The 17,947-nt window shown below is 55.9% G+C and carries 18 protein-coding genes; 5 read left to right on the top strand and 13 right to left on the bottom strand.

The genetic code is table 11. From position 1 onward, the window contains the following. The first annotated feature begins 38 nt into the window (after nucleotides 1–38). The 4 genes from infA to tgt all read left to right on the top strand — a co-directional run bounded on the left by infA (nucleotide 39) and on the right by tgt (nucleotide 2,959). Complete coding sequence (gene infA, locus RBQ93_RS06580) at nucleotides 39–257, top strand: translation initiation factor IF-1 (protein WP_149210216.1); 219 nt, start codon at nucleotides 39–41, stop codon at nucleotides 255–257. A gap of 94 nt (nucleotides 258–351) precedes the next feature. Continuing rightward, nucleotides 352–915 carry an elongation factor P gene (gene efp / locus RBQ93_RS06575; protein WP_320371293.1) on the top strand — a complete coding sequence of 188 codons (564 nt, stop codon included), beginning with the start codon at nucleotides 352–354 and terminating at the stop codon, nucleotides 913–915. 1 nt (nucleotide 916) lies between these two features. Beyond that, nucleotides 917–1,822, top strand: a complete 906-nt coding sequence (gene epmA, locus RBQ93_RS06570) for an EF-P lysine aminoacylase EpmA (protein ID WP_320371292.1) — start codon at nucleotides 917–919, stop codon at nucleotides 1,820–1,822. Between the two features lie 3 nt (nucleotides 1,823–1,825). Beyond that, on the top strand, nucleotides 1,826–2,959 hold the full coding sequence (gene tgt, locus RBQ93_RS06565) for a tRNA guanosine(34) transglycosylase Tgt (RefSeq protein ID WP_413818362.1): 1,134 nt from the start codon (nucleotides 1,826–1,828) through the stop codon (nucleotides 2,957–2,959). Nucleotides 2,960–2,965: 6 nt separating this feature from the next. Here tgt and RBQ93_RS06560 read toward each other — a convergent pair whose 3' ends face one another. Both RBQ93_RS06560 and RBQ93_RS06555 read right to left on the bottom strand, forming a co-directional pair. Next, nucleotides 2,966–3,478 carry a hypothetical protein gene (locus RBQ93_RS06560; protein WP_320371291.1) on the bottom strand — a complete coding sequence of 171 codons (513 nt, stop codon included), beginning with the start codon at nucleotides 3,476–3,478 and terminating at the stop codon, nucleotides 2,966–2,968. After that, nucleotides 3,471–4,784, bottom strand: a complete 1,314-nt coding sequence (locus tag RBQ93_RS06555) for a diguanylate cyclase domain-containing protein (RefSeq protein ID WP_320371290.1) — start codon at nucleotides 4,782–4,784, stop codon at nucleotides 3,471–3,473. Before RBQ93_RS06555 ends, RBQ93_RS06560 begins: the two co-directional genes overlap by 8 nt. Before the next feature lie 94 nt (nucleotides 4,785–4,878). On the opposite strand from RBQ93_RS06555, the gene mazG reads away from it, so the two are divergent. Further along, nucleotides 4,879–5,673, top strand: coding sequence for a nucleoside triphosphate pyrophosphohydrolase (mazG, locus tag RBQ93_RS06550; RefSeq protein ID WP_320371288.1), 795 nt, complete (start codon nucleotides 4,879–4,881; stop codon nucleotides 5,671–5,673). Nucleotides 5,674–5,913: 240 nt separating this feature from the next. Here the strand turns inward: mazG and RBQ93_RS06545 are convergent, their stop codons facing one another. The 11 genes from RBQ93_RS06545 to RBQ93_RS06495 form a co-directional block, all read right to left on the bottom strand. Further along, nucleotides 5,914–6,456 carry a methylated-DNA--[protein]-cysteine S-methyltransferase gene (locus RBQ93_RS06545; protein ID WP_320371286.1) on the bottom strand — a complete coding sequence of 181 codons (543 nt, stop codon included), beginning with the start codon at nucleotides 6,454–6,456 and terminating at the stop codon, nucleotides 5,914–5,916. Between the two features lies 1 nt (nucleotide 6,457). Then, on the bottom strand, nucleotides 6,458–8,026 hold the full coding sequence (gene murJ, locus RBQ93_RS06540) for a murein biosynthesis integral membrane protein MurJ (protein WP_320371285.1): 1,569 nt from the start codon (nucleotides 8,024–8,026) through the stop codon (nucleotides 6,458–6,460). After that, nucleotides 8,019–9,356, bottom strand: coding sequence for a DNA recombination protein RmuC (gene rmuC / locus RBQ93_RS06535; RefSeq protein WP_320371284.1), 1,338 nt, complete (start codon nucleotides 9,354–9,356; stop codon nucleotides 8,019–8,021). Before rmuC ends, murJ begins: the two co-directional genes overlap by 8 nt. 90 nt (nucleotides 9,357–9,446) lie before the next feature. Continuing rightward, nucleotides 9,447–10,751: a phenylacetate--CoA ligase gene (locus tag RBQ93_RS06530; protein ID WP_320371283.1), complete on the bottom strand. Its 1,305-nt coding sequence runs from the start codon at nucleotides 10,749–10,751 to the stop codon at nucleotides 9,447–9,449. Continuing rightward, entirely contained in the window at nucleotides 10,748–12,478 is a 1,731-nt protein-coding gene (locus tag RBQ93_RS06525) for a proline--tRNA ligase (RefSeq protein WP_320371282.1), read from the bottom strand. Before RBQ93_RS06525 ends, RBQ93_RS06530 begins: the two co-directional genes overlap by 4 nt. A 15-nt stretch (nucleotides 12,479–12,493) precedes the next feature. Further along, nucleotides 12,494–12,877, bottom strand: coding sequence for a response regulator (locus RBQ93_RS06520; protein WP_320371281.1), 384 nt, complete (start codon nucleotides 12,875–12,877; stop codon nucleotides 12,494–12,496). A 17-nt stretch (nucleotides 12,878–12,894) separates the two neighbouring features. Then, nucleotides 12,895–13,941, bottom strand: coding sequence for a flavodoxin-dependent (E)-4-hydroxy-3-methylbut-2-enyl-diphosphate synthase (gene ispG, locus RBQ93_RS06515; RefSeq protein ID WP_320371280.1), 1,047 nt, complete (start codon nucleotides 13,939–13,941; stop codon nucleotides 12,895–12,897). Nucleotides 13,942–13,985: 44 nt separating this feature from the next. Continuing rightward, complete coding sequence (locus RBQ93_RS06510) at nucleotides 13,986–14,795, bottom strand: formate/nitrite transporter family protein (RefSeq protein ID WP_320371279.1); 810 nt, start codon at nucleotides 14,793–14,795, stop codon at nucleotides 13,986–13,988. Further along, nucleotides 14,774–15,457 carry a YkgJ family cysteine cluster protein gene (locus tag RBQ93_RS06505; RefSeq protein ID WP_320371278.1) on the bottom strand — a complete coding sequence of 228 codons (684 nt, stop codon included), beginning with the start codon at nucleotides 15,455–15,457 and terminating at the stop codon, nucleotides 14,774–14,776. Before RBQ93_RS06505 ends, RBQ93_RS06510 begins: the two co-directional genes overlap by 22 nt. After that, nucleotides 15,457–15,948, bottom strand: coding sequence for a chemotaxis protein CheX (locus tag RBQ93_RS06500; RefSeq protein WP_320371277.1), 492 nt, complete (start codon nucleotides 15,946–15,948; stop codon nucleotides 15,457–15,459). The genes RBQ93_RS06505 and RBQ93_RS06500 overlap by 1 nt, the downstream gene beginning before the upstream one ends. A 59-nt stretch (nucleotides 15,949–16,007) precedes the next feature. Then, complete coding sequence (locus RBQ93_RS06495) at nucleotides 16,008–17,939, bottom strand: transglutaminase-like domain-containing protein (protein WP_320371276.1); 1,932 nt, start codon at nucleotides 17,937–17,939, stop codon at nucleotides 16,008–16,010. Nucleotides 17,940–17,947: the final 8 nt, after the last annotated feature.

The following is a 17,947-nucleotide window of genomic DNA, read 5'->3' as shown; positions in this document are numbered from 1 at the left end:
ACGTTGTCGAATTTGTTGAAAAAGGAGCTTGCTGCTGCATGAGCAAAGAAGAAGCGATTGAAGTTGAAGGCACGGTGATCGAGCCGCTGCCCAATGCGATGTTCCGGGTTAAGCTTGAGAATGATCATGTTGTTCTGGCTCACATCTCCGGCAAGATGCGTAAGTACTTCATCAAGATCCTGCCTGGCGACAAGGTCACGGTGGAGCTCTCTCCCTACGACCTGAGTCGTGGCCGGATCACCTATCGCGCCAAGTAGCACATACAGTTTGACATACTTTAAAACTCATGCCTGACAGTTCCTGTAGTGCATGAGTTTTTTGTTCTTAACTATTTGATTTTAAGGAGATTGTATGCTGTCTGTTGCTGATTTGAAAAAAGGCACCAAGCTGATCATTGATGGTGACCCCTATCTGGTGACCGCCTTTGATTTTGTTAAACCCGGCAAGGGCCAGGCACTGTACAAGTGCAAGATGAAAAACATGATCAACGGGGTAACCCTTGATCGCACCTATCGCTCCGGTGAAAACTTCGAGCCGGCTAGTATGGATGAACGGGACATGGAGTATCTCTATAAGGAGGGTACTCACTATACCTTTATGGACCAGCAGTCCTATGAGCAGGTGGTGATGGAGGAAGAGACCGTGGGCGACTCCAAGAACTTTCTGCTGGAAAACACCAAGGTGTCGGTGCTGCTGTTCGGTGAAAAGCCGATCGGTGTTACCCTGCCCAACTTTGTGAACCTGCGGGTTGTTCAGACCGACCCCTGGCTTAAGGGCGACACCTCCGGCAGTGATTCCAAGCCGGCCACCCTGGAGACCGGTTACGTACTGCGGGTACCGCCTTTCATCGAAGAGAACGAGCTGATCGTGATCGACACCCGTACCGGCGAATACTCGACCCGCGTGAAAGGCTAGCATGATGCACTCGGCCCTGATACTCCGGGCTCAGGTGGTGCAGGCCATACGTCAGTTTTTTGTGAAGCGGGGGTTTCTCGAAGTGGAGACCCCTCTTCTTATTCCGGCCAATGCACCTGAAGACTATATTGATCCGATAGCTGCCCTGCCCTCCTGGCAGCTGCAAACCTCTCCCGAAATCTGCATGAAACGCCTGCTTTGTCGGGGGCATCAAAGGATCTTCCAGATCAGTCACTGTTGGCGCGCCGACGAACGGGGTTCTCGTCATCTATCGGAGTTCACCATGCTGGAATGGTATCGAGCCGATGCTGATTATCATGACCTGATGGATGATTGTATCAGTCTGTTGCGTCAGGTGGCGCAACAGTGTACCGCAGACGGCAATTTCACCCGTTTCAGTAAAAAAATTGACCCAAAGCCAGAATGGGAGAATGTCAGCGTCCAGGAGGCATTTTTGCGTTTTGCGCAGGCCGATGCCCTGGCCAGCGCCGAAAACGACCTCTTTGACGAATTGCTGGTGTCGCGAATTGAGCCTGCTCTGGAGAATATTCCGGTGCCGGTCATCATGACCGACTATCCGGCTCAACTGGCCGCCTTGTCGCGAACTAAGGTTGATGATCCTCGCTTTGCGGAGCGCTTTGAGTTGTATCTGGCTGGTCTGGAGCTGGCCAACGGTTTCAGCGAACTGAACAACCCCCAGGAACAGCGGGCACGCTTTGTGGAGACCAATCGCAGGAGAGCTGCGGCTGGTCGCTCAACACTTCCGTTGCCTGAGCGTTTTCTGAATGAGCTGTCGGTCATGCCCCCTTCGGCCGGCATCGCCCTGGGGGTTGATCGACTGGTAATGCTGGTTGCCGGGTTGGATTCGATTGATGACGTGGTGGCCTTCCGGCCCGAGGAGTTGTAAACCATGCTGCAATTCAGTTTACTGCATAAAGACCGTTCATCAGCGGCCCGCTTGGGTATGCTGACCACCAGTCGTGGCGAAATTCCTACCCCGATATTCATGCCGGTGGCTACCCACGGGGCCATGAAGCCGCTGACTCCGGTGCAGATTGAGGAAACCGGCGCCAAGATCATCCTTTCCAACACCTATCACCTGCACCTGCAGCCGGGGGAGGGCTTGGTACAAAAGGCAGGCGGCCTGCACCGTTTTATGGCCTGGGACAAGCCTATTCTGACCGATTCAGGCGGTTTTCAGGTCTTTTCTCTGCCAAAAAAGCGGATCACTGAAGATGGCGTTTTTTTTAAGCATGAGCTGACCGGTGAAGAGATCTATCTTGACCCGGCCGCTGCGATCCGCATCCAGCAGGATCTGGGGTCGGACATCATGATGGCCTTTGACGAGTGCATCCCCTACCCCTGCGACAAAAAGTACGCCGAGCAGTCCACCAAAAAGACCATCCGCTGGCTGAAGGAATGCCAGAAGGCCTGGACCAGTCCGGATCAGGCCCTGTTTGGCATTGTGCAGGGCAGCGTGTATGAAGATCTGCGCATGATGTGCGCCCGTGAGATGGGCAAACTGGATCTGCCAGGCTACGCCATCGGCGGGGTCTCGGTGGGCGAGGGGCTGGAGCTGCTGAAAAAGGTGGTGGGCTGGACTGCGCCCCATCTTCCTGAACATAAGCCGCGCTACCTGATGGGGGTCGGCCTGCCGGAGGATATCCTGGAGAGCGTTGAGCGGGGTATGGATATGTTCGACTGCGTGATTCCCACCCGCTATGCCCGCAGCGCTACCCTGTTCACCCGGCGGGGCAAAATCCGTCTGACCAACAAGAATTACAAGCGGGATTTTTATCCGATTGATCCCTCATGTTCCTGCTATACCTGCCGCACCTTCAGTCGGGCCTACCTGCATCACCTGTTCGTGGCCAATGAAGTGCTGTCGGCCGTGCTGTCGGCCATCCACAACATCAGCTTTTACTTGACCATGATGGCGGAGATACGGCAGGCCATTGCCGACAACCGCTTTATGGCCTACAAAGGGGCGTTTTTGCAGGAATACCTTGGAGGGGACAAGCAGGGGCAGGGCCGAAAAGGGTAAGCCGGATTATCGCTTCCGCTTCTTCTCCATTTCTAGATCAAGGTCTTTCAAACGTTCGATGTTTTGACGCAACTCTCTGTTTTCACGTATTAATTCCCTGTTTTCACGCAGCAGGTGTGTAATCTGTTCCCGGTCACGATCACGCCCCCCTTTGGGGCTGGTCAGCCAGGCAAGCAGCAGATTGGCCTGCGGCGTCCAGCTACTTTGGGGGTGTTCTTTACGCAACCGCTCCAGTAGCGCCTGAGCACGCGGCGCACTCTTGGGACCCACTTCTTCGGTGATCAGCAGCAAGGATAGCCTGAAGATCGCCTCGTCCGTTACTCCGCTGACTGCTGGTGCATTGACCACATCTTCAAGCAGATCATGGGAACGCCGTACCTCCCCCGCCTTGAGCATCTCAAGGCTGGCGCTGAGTTGTTGTTCCTGACGGTTTTGCCAGCCCAGTCCCGTACAGCCGGCTAAAAACAGTGAAGATACGGTTAAAACTGTTTGTAACTGCCGTCGAGTCAGCTTAACCACTGCCTGCCTCCCGCACGATGATGTAGTTACTGCCCGATGATTCCTTGACCCGGTCCTTGACTTCGGCGGCTGCCGTGGCGATCTCGGCTGCCGTGCTATATTTACCAGGCTGACAGTTCAGGACCGCAATCGAGATGGTCACCAGCGGGAAACGACGGGCAACGCCATAGCGGTCAACCCCTTCAATAAATCCGGCTGCCCGGTCATGTTCCGAATAATAGCGCGGTATCATGGCGTCGAAATCCCGGATAATGGTCTGGCAGGCGGTCTTGGCAAGCATATGGTTGATAATAACCACAAAGTCGTCACCGCCGATATGCCCCACAAACGCTTCAGGATCTCCCAAGCCCTCAACCACAGTATGGATTAGATAACCGGCCTCCTTGATCAGTTCGCTGGCTTTGATGTAACCATAGTGATCATTGTATGACTTGAAGTTATCCAGATCGAGGTAACACATGGCAAAGGGTTGCTGTTCCCGTAGACGTTTGGTGATGGAACGCTCAATAGCTATGTTGCCCGGCAATCTGGTCAGTGGGCTGGCATCAAGGCTGATCTGCTCGAGCTCCTTCAGCCGTTGCCCCATCCGCATGAAATCCTGGGCCAGGGTGCCGATCTCATCACCGGCAGGAATCTGGGGGTCGTGCTCGAAATCACCGGCAGCAATACGGTGCGTTGCCTGCTGTAGTTTGTTGATTGACGTGGAAAAAGTATACACAAGCACGACAGCAACCACCACCGACAATGCGACACCGCTGAACGCCAGGACAAGTGCCCAGGCAGAGGTTTGGGCCTCCTTTGATTTTGCAGCCATCAGCTTTTGTTCCAGGATCTGTTGCTGTTCAGCGCGGAGGCGTTCGATGGCCGTCTCCACCGTAACAGCAGCTGATTTGAGTGCAGACTCACGCACTGATTTTTCATTGAAGAGTTTGACGGTTAAGGCGAGATAGGCGTCATGACTGGCGATGAGATGCGGCAGAGTGCTGAGTTGGGTCCGCTCCTTGAGCAGGTTGATCGACTTTTTGAAAACTTCAGCCTGACGAGCATGCACCTCAATCAGTTCAGCTTGGCCGAGGATCATGAATCTGCGAGCGGTTCGTTCCTGGGCCAGCATGCCGTCGCGTAATGTAATAGTCGCTGTAGCGGCAGCGAGGTCATTGTGGGCAATATCACCCACCGTGCGGTGCATGGTGGTGAGGCCGGCAATGGCATACACTAAAGCCGCCAGCATACAGGCGCCGTTGATGACGAAGCTTAAGATCAGTTTGCGCCTGAAGGGCAGGTGTAGATGCTTTCGCTTCTGCATAGGTGGGTGTATGCTACTCCAAACAGGTGTCTAAGGAAACACAAAACCTTTGCTGGTACGACTTTTCACTAGTGCTAATCGAGGAGTTTTTCGCATGTCTGATGACCGTACAAATCGCTTTGACCAGATTATATCCATTATGCGTCGCCTACGCGCACCGGGTGGCTGCCCCTGGGATGCTGAACAAACCCATGAGTCCCTCAAACGCTATCTGATTGAAGAGGCTTACGAGGTGCTTGAGGCCGTTGATAGCGGTTCTGACGAACACCTGAAGGAGGAGCTGGGCGACCTGTTGCTGCAGCCGGTGTTTCATGCCGCCATCGCCGAGGAACGCGGCAGTTTTACCATGGATGATGTGCTGGATACGCTGGCTGACAAATTGATCCGTCGCCATCCGCATGTCTTTGGTGATCTTGAGATTACCGACAGTCAGGCCCAGATTGAAAACTGGGAAAAGATCAAAAAAGAGGAAAAAGGCGAGGAACGGCGCTCGGCATTGGCTGGAGTGCCACCCCACCTACCCGCCTTGCTCAAGGCCCAGAAGATCACGGAAAAGGCCTCACGGGTCGGTTTTGACTGGGAGCATGTGGATCAGGTGATGGCTAAGGTGATGGAAGAGCTGCATGAGTTTGAGGAGGCATTGGCCAGCGGCAACCAGGAACATACCGAAGCAGAGCTGGGCGACCTGTTGTTTGCCATAGCCAACCTGGGGCGTTTCCTGGCCCTGGACACCGAGGAGGCGTTACGCAAGACGATCAACCGGTTCCAGAGCCGTTTTGGGTATGTTGAGGAGCAACTTCACACCAAGGGTATCAATCTTCAGGACGCTGGATTGGATCAAATGGATGCTTTGTGGGAAGAGGCTAAACGCAAGGAACGTAATATATGACTTTTCTCATGTAATCACCCGCTTCATGCAATTCCAGCGGGTTAAATCCTTATCCACACAATCTGTGGACAAGCTGTTGATAACGGTGTGGATGAATCGGAAAAGCAACACGCTTACAAACGATTTTTTCCCATTGCCTATTTTTTAATCACTTATTTTATATTGAAAAAACAGCTGGTTACGGCCTTGGTGCCTGATTACAGCAACTTCTGCAGCTAAAGTTGTGTCAAGGAAAATAAATTATTTTTGGATTAAAAGTTCCTGTGTAAAACAGTCGATTTTGGAAGCAGTTTTCTTGCCCATGAATTCAATACCTTCCAGGGACAATAGGATTTTTTTCATTGCTATGCCACCTGGTCCACTGTAGCCGGTTAAGGCACCCGATGTTGCGACTACCCGGTGACAAGGGATGATGATCGGGATTGGGTTGGCCGCCATGGCACCACCAACCGCACGCGCTGCCCCAGGGTAACCCGCCAGCTTCGCGAGACAGCCGTAACTGACAATCTGACCGTAGGGGATCTGCATGGCAAGCCTAAGTATCTGCTGCTGAAACCCGGTACGACCATGCAGATCAACCGGAAGTTGCGCAAAGTTGATCGGTGTATGATTGAAATAGCACTCCAGCAGCTCAGCTGCCCTGCGGGTGAGTGCTGAACTGTTGCAGTCCCCGGTGGTGCCTCCATCTTTAAACGGTGGCAATTCCAGGCGGCATATACCGATCTCGGTGGCAGCCACTAGGCCCACCCCATAGGGAGTCTGGAAAAAGGTCTGATAGATCATGCTAACCTCTGCCAAGCCTGCGCTTGAGGATAGCTCCGAATTCCAGCATTTCTTCTGACCTGAGCAGGTACATCACCACGCTGTAACAACCAACGGCAAGCAGCACCGCCAGAGCAAGTCCGCCTGCCTTCACAAGTTTCTGCCCATCCAGAGACCAATCTACCAGACCGATTGCCCACCAGGCGACTGTACCAGCCAGTAATGCCCCAACCAACGCGGAAAGCGCCGTGCGCAGCATCCGGCGTCCACCCAGCAGACCTGTCTTGCGACGCAGTAACCAGAACAGAAGCGACATATTGACCAGGGCAGACAGCGAAGAGGCCAGCGCCAGACCGCCATGCAAGAGCGGCCCCATCAGCCAGAGACTAAAGACCAGGTTGAGCAGAAAGGCTATGAAGGCGGTGGCCACTGGTGTTTTGGTGTCTTGCAGGGCGTAGAAGGCCGGAGCCAGCACCCGCACCAGGGCGACGCAGGACAGGCCCAGCGAATAGTAGATCAGCGCCTTGGCGGATTGCAGCGCCATGGTGTGATCGAACTGCCCACCCATAAACAACAGCGTCATCAGCGGCTCTGCACAGACCATCAGCCCTACCAAGGAGGGGATGGTTATAAACAGTGTCAAGCGGACTCCGTAATTAAGGGAGTCTTTCATAGAGCCCAGGTCGCCCTCAGCCGCCTGGCGGCTCATGGTAGGCAACACCGCCTGGGCCACCGAAACGGTGAAAACCCCCTGCGGAAACTCGAACAGGCGCTGGGCATAATAAAGATAAGAAACGCTGCCTTGCGGCAGCAGCGAGGCCAGTATGTTGCCAACAGTGATATTCAGGTAGTAGACCCCTACCCCCAGTGTGGCCGGCAGCATAAGCAGGGCGATCTTTTTAAGTTTGGGGTGGTTGAATCCGAAGTGCGGCTTGATCGGATAGCCCATCCGCCACAGCACCGGCAGTTGCAGGGCCAGCTGTATCAGCCCCCCCACCAGTACCCCTACCGCCAGGGCCGTTATCGGATACTGGTAGAGCGGTCGCAGCGCCAGGGCACAGACGATCATGGCAATATTCAGGAAGACGGTGGAGATGGCTGGTGTGAAGAAGTGTCGCAGGGTGTTGAGGATGCCCATGCACAACGCCACCAGCGCGATAAAGAACAGATAGGGAAACATCACCCGGTTTAGCAGCACAGTCAGTTCGAATTTGCCGGGGGTGGTGCTGAAGCCGGGGAACATCAGCTGAACGACCAGCGGCGAGCATACGATGCCCAGGGCGGTCACCAGGCCGATCACTATCGTTAACAGGGTAAAACAGAGATTGGCCAGTTCACGGGCTTTTTCTTCCCCTTCCTGGACGAGGGTCTCGGAAAAAGTCGGCACAAAGGCGGCGGTAAGCGCCCCTTCGGCGAAGAAGCGCCGCAACAGATTGGGAATCTGAAAGGCGGCAAAAAAGGCATCGGTGGCCATCCCGGCACCGAATAGCCGCGAGGTAACCATATCCCGCACCATACCCATAACGCGGGAGAGGATGGTAGCTGACCCTAGGATACCGGCAGCCTTGAGAATCCCTTTGCGCTCAGACATCGTCGCCCTCATCCGCCAACTCCAAGAGTCCCTGCGCCTCACCGCTGGGCAGTGCCTGCACATTTTTCAACTTGCGCTCCATCTGGCGGGTGCGGGTGGCGGCGGTTTCAATATGATTGCCGGCCTCTTGCAGTTTTTTGCGGGTTTTGTCCAGGATGTCGCTGAATTTGCCGAACTCGGTGCGTACTGCCCCCAGCAGGTTCCATACCTCGGCCGTACGCTTCTCAATCGCCAAGGTGCGAAAGCCAAGTTGTAAACTGTTTAACAGTGCTGCCAGGGTGGTGGGACCGGCTGCCATCACCTTAAACTCCCGCTGCAATGATTCGAACAGGCCGGGGCGACGCAGCACCTCGGCGTACAGCCCCTCGGTAGGCAGAAACATCACGCCGAAATCGGTGGTGTGAGGAGGGTCGAGATACTTGTCGCGTATATCCCCTGCTGCAGTCTTGATGGCTCGCTCAAGCAATTTGCCAGCCTCTTCTGCCGCAGCGACATCGGCCCGCTCCTGTGCCTCTACCAACCGCAAATAATCTTCTTGTGGAAACTTGGCATCTAGGGGCAGAAAGACGGCACTGCCCTCTTGTCCATCGCGTCCCGGCAGCTTGACGGCAAACTCCACCCGCTGGTTGCTGCCGCTGCGGGTCTCGACGTTGGTTTCAAACTGGCCTGGAGCCAGAATCTGTTCCAGTAGTGAAGCCAGCTGCACCTCGCCAAAGGTGCCGCGGGTCTTGACGTTGGTCAGCACCCGTTTTAAATCCCCTACCCCATTGGCTAGGGACTGCATTTCTCCCAACCCTTTCTGGACCTGCTCCAGCCGTTCGCTGACCAGTTTGAACGATTCACCCAGCCTTTTTTCCAGTGTGGCGTGCAGCTTCTCATCTACGGTGGCCCGCATTTGTTCAAGTTGCTTGGCATTGTCTTCCTGAATGGATTGGAGACGGCTCTGGAGTGTTTCGCGCAGTTTCTCCATCCGGGCATCGTTGGTGCTGGTCAGGGTCTTCAATTGATCGCCAAACAGCTCCAGCTGGTTCTTCTGCAGGCCGGCCAGTTCACTCATCCGTTGCAGCAGTCCGTCCCCCAATACCTTGACGGCATTCAGCGATTCCTCGCGCCCCTGTCGGCCTATGGCCTGTGCCTCCTCCCGTCCGCGGGCCAACTCTTCGCGCTGGGTGCGCTCATTACGCTCCAACAACCGCTCCAACGCCTCAAGGCGGGCTTCCAACGGGGATGGTGCAGCCCCCAGCCGCGACAGTTTTACCAACAGGATCACCAACAGCAGCAAACATGTGGCGGTTGCAGCTATGAGTAGCGCAAGTAGAGTTTCGGTCATATCGTTCTCCAGATCGATGCCGTAGCAAAAAACCGCCTGGCAGCGGTAGCTGCACCAGGCGGTTGTGATTGTATCAATGCAGGTACTCTATCACAGCTTTCGTTTGTCGATCACCCGGGCAGCCTTGCCTTCAAAGCGCGGGATGCTGTTAGGCTCAACCAGCTTGACGGTGATACCGACGCCAATCACCGACTCGATCCTCTTCTCAACCAACTCCAGAAAGGCCCGTTGACGCTTCATCTCGTCAAAGAAGATATGTTCGGTGACCTCAATGTTGACCTCCAGCACGTCGCTGGTGCCACGGCGATCAACAAGCAACTGGTAGTGGGGCTCGCAGCCTTCGATGGCGAACAGCACCTCTTCAATCTGGGAGGGGAAGACGTTGACCCCTTTGATGATCAGCATGTCATCGCTACGACCCATGGTCTTTTTCATCCGTACCGTGGTGCGGCCGCAGTCGCAGGGCTCGTAGTTTAAACTGGTGATGTCGCGGGTGCGGTAGCGGATGATCGGAAAGGCCTCTTTGGTAAGGGAGGTCAGCACTAGCTCCCCTACGCTGCCCGGAGGTAGCACGACACCGGTTTCAGGGTCGATGATCTCGGCTATGAAGGCGTCTTCCGAGATATGCATACCGTTTTTACAGGGGCACTCCCCAGCAACACCAGGGCCGATCACTTCAGAGAGGCCATAATTATCAGTAGCGCTGATCTGCAGTCGCTGCTCGATCTCATTGCGCATCGCCTCGGACCACGGTTCGCCGCCGAACAGTCCAACCTTAAGAGAGAGGGACTTGGGGTCGATGCCCTGCTTTTCCATCCGCTCGGCCAGGGTCAGGGCGTAACTGGGGGTACCCACCAGGACGCTGGATTTATAATCCTGCATGATCATCAGCTGTTTATCAGTATTGCCGCCGCCCATCGGTATCACGGCTGCGCCGATCGTTTCAGCACCATAGTGCAGGCCAAAGGCGCCGGTGAACATACCGTAGCCAAAAGTAATCTGGATCACATCGTCGTGCGTCACGCCGGCGGCGGTCATGAAGCGGGCCACCAGGTTGGACCAGGCCTTGAGGTCGTTCTTGGTGTAGCCCACCACGGTCGGTTTGCCGGTGGTGCCGGAAGAGGAATGGATGCGCACCACTTCTCGCAGCGGCACGGCAAACATGCCGTAGGGGTAGTTCAGCCGCAGATCCTCTTTGGTGGTAAAGGGTAGCTTGGACAGATCAGCCAGGGAGGTGATATCCTCAGGCACGATGCCCAGCTCATTGAACTTGTTCTGATAGCAGCGCACGTTCTTGTAGACCCGGTTCAGCGTGGCCTGCAAACGCTCCAGTTGCAGCTGTTCCAGTTCTTCGCGTGGCATGCACTCGTGCTGGGGATCCCATATGCCGCTCATCGGACACCCCCGCAGGCGTTGCGCACCGCCTCCAGCACTCGGGCGGCGGCTTCAGCCGGCGTCAGCAACAGCATTTCGCCCCCTGCCCGCTGCTTATACTCCACCTTGCCGTCGGCCAGGTTCTTGCCGCCCACCACGATCCGCAGCGGGATGCCGATCAGGTCATGGTCCTTAAACTTGAAGCCCGGGCGTTCGTCGCGGTCATCCAGCAAGACCTCGACTCCGGCAGCCTCCAACTGGTCATGCAGCTGTTGTCCCATGGCCAGGGCCGCCTCGTCCTTCTGGGCATTGATCACCACTACCGAACAATGGAACGGTGCCAGTGCTAGCGGCCAGATGACGCCGTTTTCGTCGTGGTTCTGCTCAATGGCGGCGGCCACGGTGCGACCAATGCCGATACCGTAACAGCCCATGAAGATGGTCTGTTCCTTGCCGTCTTTGTCCAGATAACAGGCGTTCATGGCGCTGGAGTACTTAGTGCCCAGTTTAAAGACGTGTCCGACCTCGATCCCGCGCCAGACCTCCAGGGTGCCGCTCTGGCAACGGGGACAGGGATCACCGGCACCGACCAGACGGATGTCGGCGGTGCGGGTGATGTTAAAATCACGCCCTTGATTTACTCCGCAATAATGTTGGTCAGTCTCGTTGGCCCCCACCACCACATCGGACATGGCGTTAACGGCATAGTCAGCCACGATCGGCAGTTCCTCCTGCAGGCCGATCGGCCCCAGGAAACCGGGCGGTGATCCGGTAAAACGCAGGACCTCGTCGTCAGTGGCCATCCGGATATCGTCCCATCCCAAATGGTTCTTCAGCTTCAGCTCATTCAGCTCGTGGTCGCCCTGCACCAGCGCCATCACGAACTGTCCTTCACCGTTGGAGCAGATCAGGGTCTTGACCAGCGTTGCCGGGGGCAGATTCAGGAATTCTGCCACCTCGGCAATGGTTTTTTTGTCGGGGGTATGCAGCTTGGTCAGCACCTGCTGGCCTGCTCCGCTCTGCGGCAGCGGCACGCCTTCGGCCTTTTCCACGTTGGCGGCATAGCGGCAAGCATTACAGGAAACAATGGCGTCCTCGCCGGAAGAGGCCAGCACCATAAATTCGTGGGAGGTTGAACCGCCAATGGAGCCGGTGTCGGCCTCAACGGCCCTAAAGTTGAGGCCGCAGCGTTCAAAAATTCGGTTGTAGGCCTGATACATCTTGTCGTAGGAGAGATCAGCCGCAGCGGAATCCACATCAAAGGAATAGGCATCCTTCATGATGAACTCACGGCCACGCATCAGGCCAAAGCGTGGACGGATCTCGTCGCGGAACTTGGTCTGTATCTGGTAGAAGTTGACCGGCATCTGGCGGTAGCTCTTGACCTCACGCCGGGCAATGTCGGTGATCACCTCTTCATGGGTTGGTCCCAGACAGAATTCGTTGTCCTTACGGTCTTTGAAACGCAACAACTCCTTGCCGTACTGTGCCCAGCGTTTGGATTCGATCCACAGCTCGGCCGGCTGTACGCCAGGCATCAGCAGCTCAATGGCGCCGGCCCGGTTCATCTCCTCCCGCACGATCTGCTCAAACTTGCGAATCGAGCGCAGTCCCAGCGGCATATAGGTATAGATACCAGCAGCAATCTTGCGGATCATGCCAGCCCGCATCATGAGTTGGTGTGATACAACCTCTGCATCGGACGGAGTTTCCTTAAGAGTTGGAATAAAAAAACTGCTATAACGCATTGCAATAACTCCGTATCATATCAATTTGTAACGACTGAGCATCTGAGTGACCGCCTCGCGACGAAACGGCTTGACAACATAATCGTCACAATCCCCTTCGAAAAAGGCGTTTTCAATATCCTGCGGCGAGTTGCACGCTGAAATCATGAAGACCTTGGTGCGGCCGCCCCGCTTTTGATCACGCTCCCGAATTTGGCGCAGGGTCTCGGTGCCATCCATAACCGGCATGATGATATCGAGGCAGATCAGTTCGTAGGGGGTGCTTGCAGCCACCGCGTTGTCGAGCAATGCTAAAGCCTCTTTGCCGTTTTCGGCCTGATCACAGGGGCCAAACTCTTCCAACAGCGTGGCCAGCATCATTCGACCCATTTCATCGTCGTCAACGATCAAACTACGCATAGACTTTTCCTCCATGATTACAGGCGGTTGATTTCTTCCAGCAGTGCATCGGCCAATTCAGCCTCAGCAACTTTGCGGACCACTTCTCCCTTACGGAAGATCAGCCCTTCCCCCTTGCCGCCAGCTACACCAACGTCGGCTTCACGGGCCTCACCAGGGCCGTTGACGGCACAGCCCATCACCGCCACAGTGATCGCCTTGTCCACCGATTGCAGACGACGCTCCACCTCTTCGGCCACCCGGATCAGGTTGATCTGACAACGGCCGCAGGTGGGGCAGGAAACAAAATTGACCCCCCGCTGTCGCAGTCCCAGTGATTTCAAAATCTCAAAGCCGACCCGCACCTCGTCCACGGGGTCGCCGGTCAAGGATACTCGCAGCGTGTCACCGATACCGTCGTACAGCAGGATACCTAACCCCACCGATGACTTGATGGTGCCGGAGAAGATGGTGCCTGCCTCGGTGATGCCGATATGCAGCGGATACTCAACCTGCTGCGACAGCAGTCGATAAGCTGCCACGGTCTTGGGTACGTCGGAGGCCTTGAGCGAGATCTTTATCTCCCGGTAGTTCAGATCTTCCAGTATCCGCACATGTCCCAGTGCCGATTCTACCATCGCCTCAGCCGTCGGATGACCGTACTTCTCCAGCAACTGTTTTTCCAGAGAACCGGCGTTGACGCCGATCCGGATCGGCACCTTACGCTCGGCAGCGCTCTTTACTACTTCGGCCACCTTCCAGTACTCGCCAATGTTGCCGGGGTTAAGCCGCAGGCCGTCAATGCCGCCGTCCAGCACCCGCAAGGCCAGCTTGTAGTCGAAGTGTATGTCGGCAATCACCGGAATCGGGCTTTGGGCCTTGATGGTTGCCAGGGCTTCTGCCGCCTCACCATCGGGAACGGCACAGCGTACAATCTCACAGCCGGCAACGGCCAAGGCGTTGATCTGAGCCAAGGTTGCCGCCACATCACGCGTGTCGGTGGAACACATCGACTGTACAGCGCAGGGAGCTCCGCCGCCTATTGCCACCGGCCCAACATGAATCTGTCTGGTTAAGGGTTTCATAAGCTATGAATACTAGCCGAACACCGCCTCAATTGCAACATCGCCTAACGCCGCGTCTGGGGTAGATGCACATACCAATAGACGCAGGCGACAAACAACACTCCGCCTACGATATTACCCAGGGTTACCGGCAGGATGTTTCCCCAAAGAAAACCACCCCAGGTGAGGTTTGGCTCCTGGATGCCCAATTTGGCCGACAGCAGCAGGCCGGCCGGGATAAAATACATGTTGGCCACTGAATGCTCGAAACCACTGGTGACAAAGGCCATGATCGGCGCCAGACAGCAGAGCAGTTTGGCAGTGACATCACGGGAGGCCACCGCCATAAAGACCGCCAGACAGACCAGCCAGTTGCATAGCACACCGCGAATGAAGGCCACTTCAAATGAAAGCCGACATTTGGCAGTGGCAACCATCATCGCCTGCTTAGCCACAACGCCATTCTGCCATAGCTGTGATTCAAACAGCAGCCAGGCCATAAACAATGAACCCAGCAGATTGCCCAACAGTACCAGCCCCCAGTTTTCAGCCAGCTTACCCCAGGAAATTTCACCATCCAGCGCAGAACTGACCAACAGAGAGTTGCCCGTAAACAGCTCGGCCCCACAGACCACCACCAACATCAGGCCGACTGAAAAAACCATGCCGCCCAGTAATCGGCTGATGCCGAGTCCCACAAAGACTGTGCTATCCTGGGTGACCACCGTTGACAGCTGTGCCCCGAAGGCGATGTAGAATCCAGCCAGCAGTGCCAGCAGAAAGGTGTGACGACGACATTGGGTCATCACCCGCTTGCCGTTCTGGATAATAACGCCGATGGTTTCGGTGGGTGTCAGGAACAGCTTGGGTTCCATAGCGGCTCCGGTAGTATGAAATGATCAAAATCCAGCAACAGCGCCGCCGGGATCAGTGTGTCCAACTCGTTAAACGGTTGTCCCAGCAGGCGTGTGGTAAATTTGCGAAACAACCGTAACTCGCGGGTGAAGATGTCGTTGAATGGGGCCCGTAACGCCTCCATCTGAAGTGGGTCGCAACCAGCAAAGTTCATGCTGCACCACTCATCAAACAAGGTCTCACCGCTGTTATCCACCATCGGGATACCGTGCAGACGACAGGTCATGGGGCGACTGTCGTAAATCAGGCAGGTTCCGTCATCACCCAACAGTGAGCAGGGCGTCTCGTCATCTTCCGGCATCACCTCATCCCACTCCTCTTCCGGATAGCCGTTGAGCAGGTACGGTGCAGCAAAATCAGGCCATCTGCAGCGGATGATCTCCAGACGATGTCGGGCCAGCTCCAGGGGGCGTTCACGCACCTTCTGAGGCAAGCGGTCAAAGCCGTCCTTTATCAGAAAGGCGTCCAGCAGCGTGATGTCAAACAGACCTCGGCAACAGGCAGAACAGCCCCGCTGACAGGCAATCTGCTCACCTGCCGCGAGGCTGCAGCGGCGAAACCAGGTATCTACTTTATTCAAAAGCTCCCGATAGGGGGGCAGCAGGGCGTGTGTATCGGGCATTACATGTAGATCATTACCTTGAGGTTGGCACTGCCGTCCTTGTTGGTGAACGGAATCGTCACCCCCTTGCACTGGACGTTCATGCTGGCAGCATCCTCGGCCGGCTCGGCAACAGTGCGCAGTTGGCCGGAAACCACCAGCGGCAGGCCCATCGCCACGTTGCCGTACTGGTCATGATATTTGGTCTTAAAGGAGCCGGCGATATTGTTGACCAGTTCACCAATGGCGTCTCTGATCGAATCCTCATCCGGATCGTCATCCATCAGCATCTCTCGGGCCACCAGGTTAGCGGTCGCCCGGTCGGCAGCGATGATGATGTAGCCCACCCGGTCGCCAGCCACACCGATGATACCGGTAACATCGGAATCGACCGGCGCCATCCTGCGCTCCACCTGGCCGGCGTACAGATCAACATTCATGTAGCATTTAAAGGTGTCCTGGGTTGCAGACATGATGGTGAACATGATTTCTTCGAAACTAAGACCAGACACGGTAGCTCCTTCACGTAAGAATTGTCATTGTATATACCACAGCAAAGTACTTCTGCCACTCACAACGTACGGCCGTCTACCTTGAAGACAAAATCGTAGTTCAGGATATCTTCCCACTGGAATCCTTTGGCGGTCGAACGGGTGTCGTCACCACCACTGTATGGTTTGCCTGGAATGAAGAACCAGTTCATGATCGCCTCACCAGAGGCGCGCAGGACGATCCAGTATTTGCCGGGCGCGAGCTGGTGCGGCCGACTCCCTTCTGGAGGGAATGAGAAATCCACCCAGTAGTAACCCGGTTTATGACGAGAAATCTTCTCCAGGTCCACCAGATTGGAGCGGATGCCCTGCATGATGTCCGGCTTGTTTCCCGCGTCCTTGACCAGATCAAGATAGACCGAACCATCGCCGCCAAACTTGCGCATGGCCAACGAAATTCTGTCCAGGCTCATTCGGTCTTTGACAATGAAGGCCTGGGCGTAGATATGTTGCGAAGTGACATACTCCGAAGTTTCGCGCTCAAAAATCCTGGTACCGGTGTTTCCCTTGACATTGTACAGGGATACCAGGTTGGGAAACTCCAGGTTGCCGAACACGAGACGGCTGCCAGCCACAGGCTTTTTACGTTCCGGTTTTGCAACCACCACCGATTTCGGCGGCAGCGGTGTGCTGGGCTTGGATGGCGTGATTACGCCTGCCGGCTTGGGCTCTACAGGTTTTTTGCCATCGTCGTCCACGGTCTCGATCCGGGTCACTACCGGGCCGGCTCCGGTAGCTGGAGGAGCCGTCACAACAACGGGAGGCTTGACCGGCACAACGGGAGGAGCGGTTGGCGTAGGAACAGGTGGCTTTAGTACTGGTGCGGCTGGTTTATTGTCTGTGGCTGGGGGCGCCGGTCGTGACGGCACGGCAGGTGCGACCGTGTCAACTGCCTTGGCGATGCTGGCACGTGCAATCTGATTGCTGAGCAGATACGGCCGCGGCGCGCTGTCGTAGCGCTTCATCTTAAGGTTGATGGCGTCGTTGACGAACCGTCCGTTGATGGTCTCACTATAGGCAGGCAGATACGGTCCACCACGCCAGGTATCATTAATATCCCTGGAATCGATGCCGTGGGACTGTTTGATGTGGCGGGTAGAGGTAAACTGTTTTGACTGCTGGGGGTCGTAAGGCAGCCACCCCAGGTCAGGAAACCATACCTCCAGCCAGGCATGTCCCCCCTGCCCCATGCTCTGCACAATCCAATTGCGGGCATCGATCGGCACCTTCCAGGAATCTTTGAGGGTGATGCCGCCCACAATACGGGCCGGAATACCGAGGCTGCGTAACAGGGCGATTGAAAGATGGGCGAAGTTCTGGCAGTTGCCGCTTTTGGTGGCCAGGGTGTAAGCAGCGTCGTACTGGGGCGGGTTGAAGGTGTATTTGATGTTGTCGGCCACCCAGTTGGTGACCGCCATCACCGCATCATGTTCGTTGGCGGCGCCAACGGTAAGTTGACGAGCCAGTCGCTGGATGGCGTCGTCGTTGGATTGCACCAACTCGGTTGGCTTGAGATAGCCGGCTTCCTGCTCAGCCAGACGACCCAAGGGAAACGGCGCTGTGCTGGTCAAGGTGGTTAGTTCGCTGCGGATGCTGGCGGTATAGGTCAGCCTGATCCGGATATCCCGGTCAACCTGTTGCCAGGCCACCTTTTGAAAACGGTTGCCGAAGCGGTCGGTTTCGATATTTGAGCTTGCTGGCCGAGGGCTGAAATCAGCCTGAAACCCGTCGATTGACTGGCTTACTGTGCGGCCATTGAACGTGGCCGGTAATGCAAACCGAAAAGAAAAGCTGGATACCGTTCCCTTGTTAACCGCAAACTCCACGGCCTGTTGCATGGCCACAGTGCCATCCAGCTCCCCTTCCAGGATCAGGGTCTTGGCGACGGCCGTGCCGCTGGCCAAGATGGTACAGCAGGCTGCGGTTACAACGGAAAGGATCAGTCTTTTCATGACAGCGC

It is taken from the genome of Trichlorobacter sp. (genome assembly GCF_034008105.1).
Taxonomy (GTDB): domain Bacteria; phylum Desulfobacterota; class Desulfuromonadia; order Geobacterales; family Pseudopelobacteraceae; genus Trichlorobacter.
This window is presented reverse-complemented; position numbering and strand designations above follow the sequence as displayed.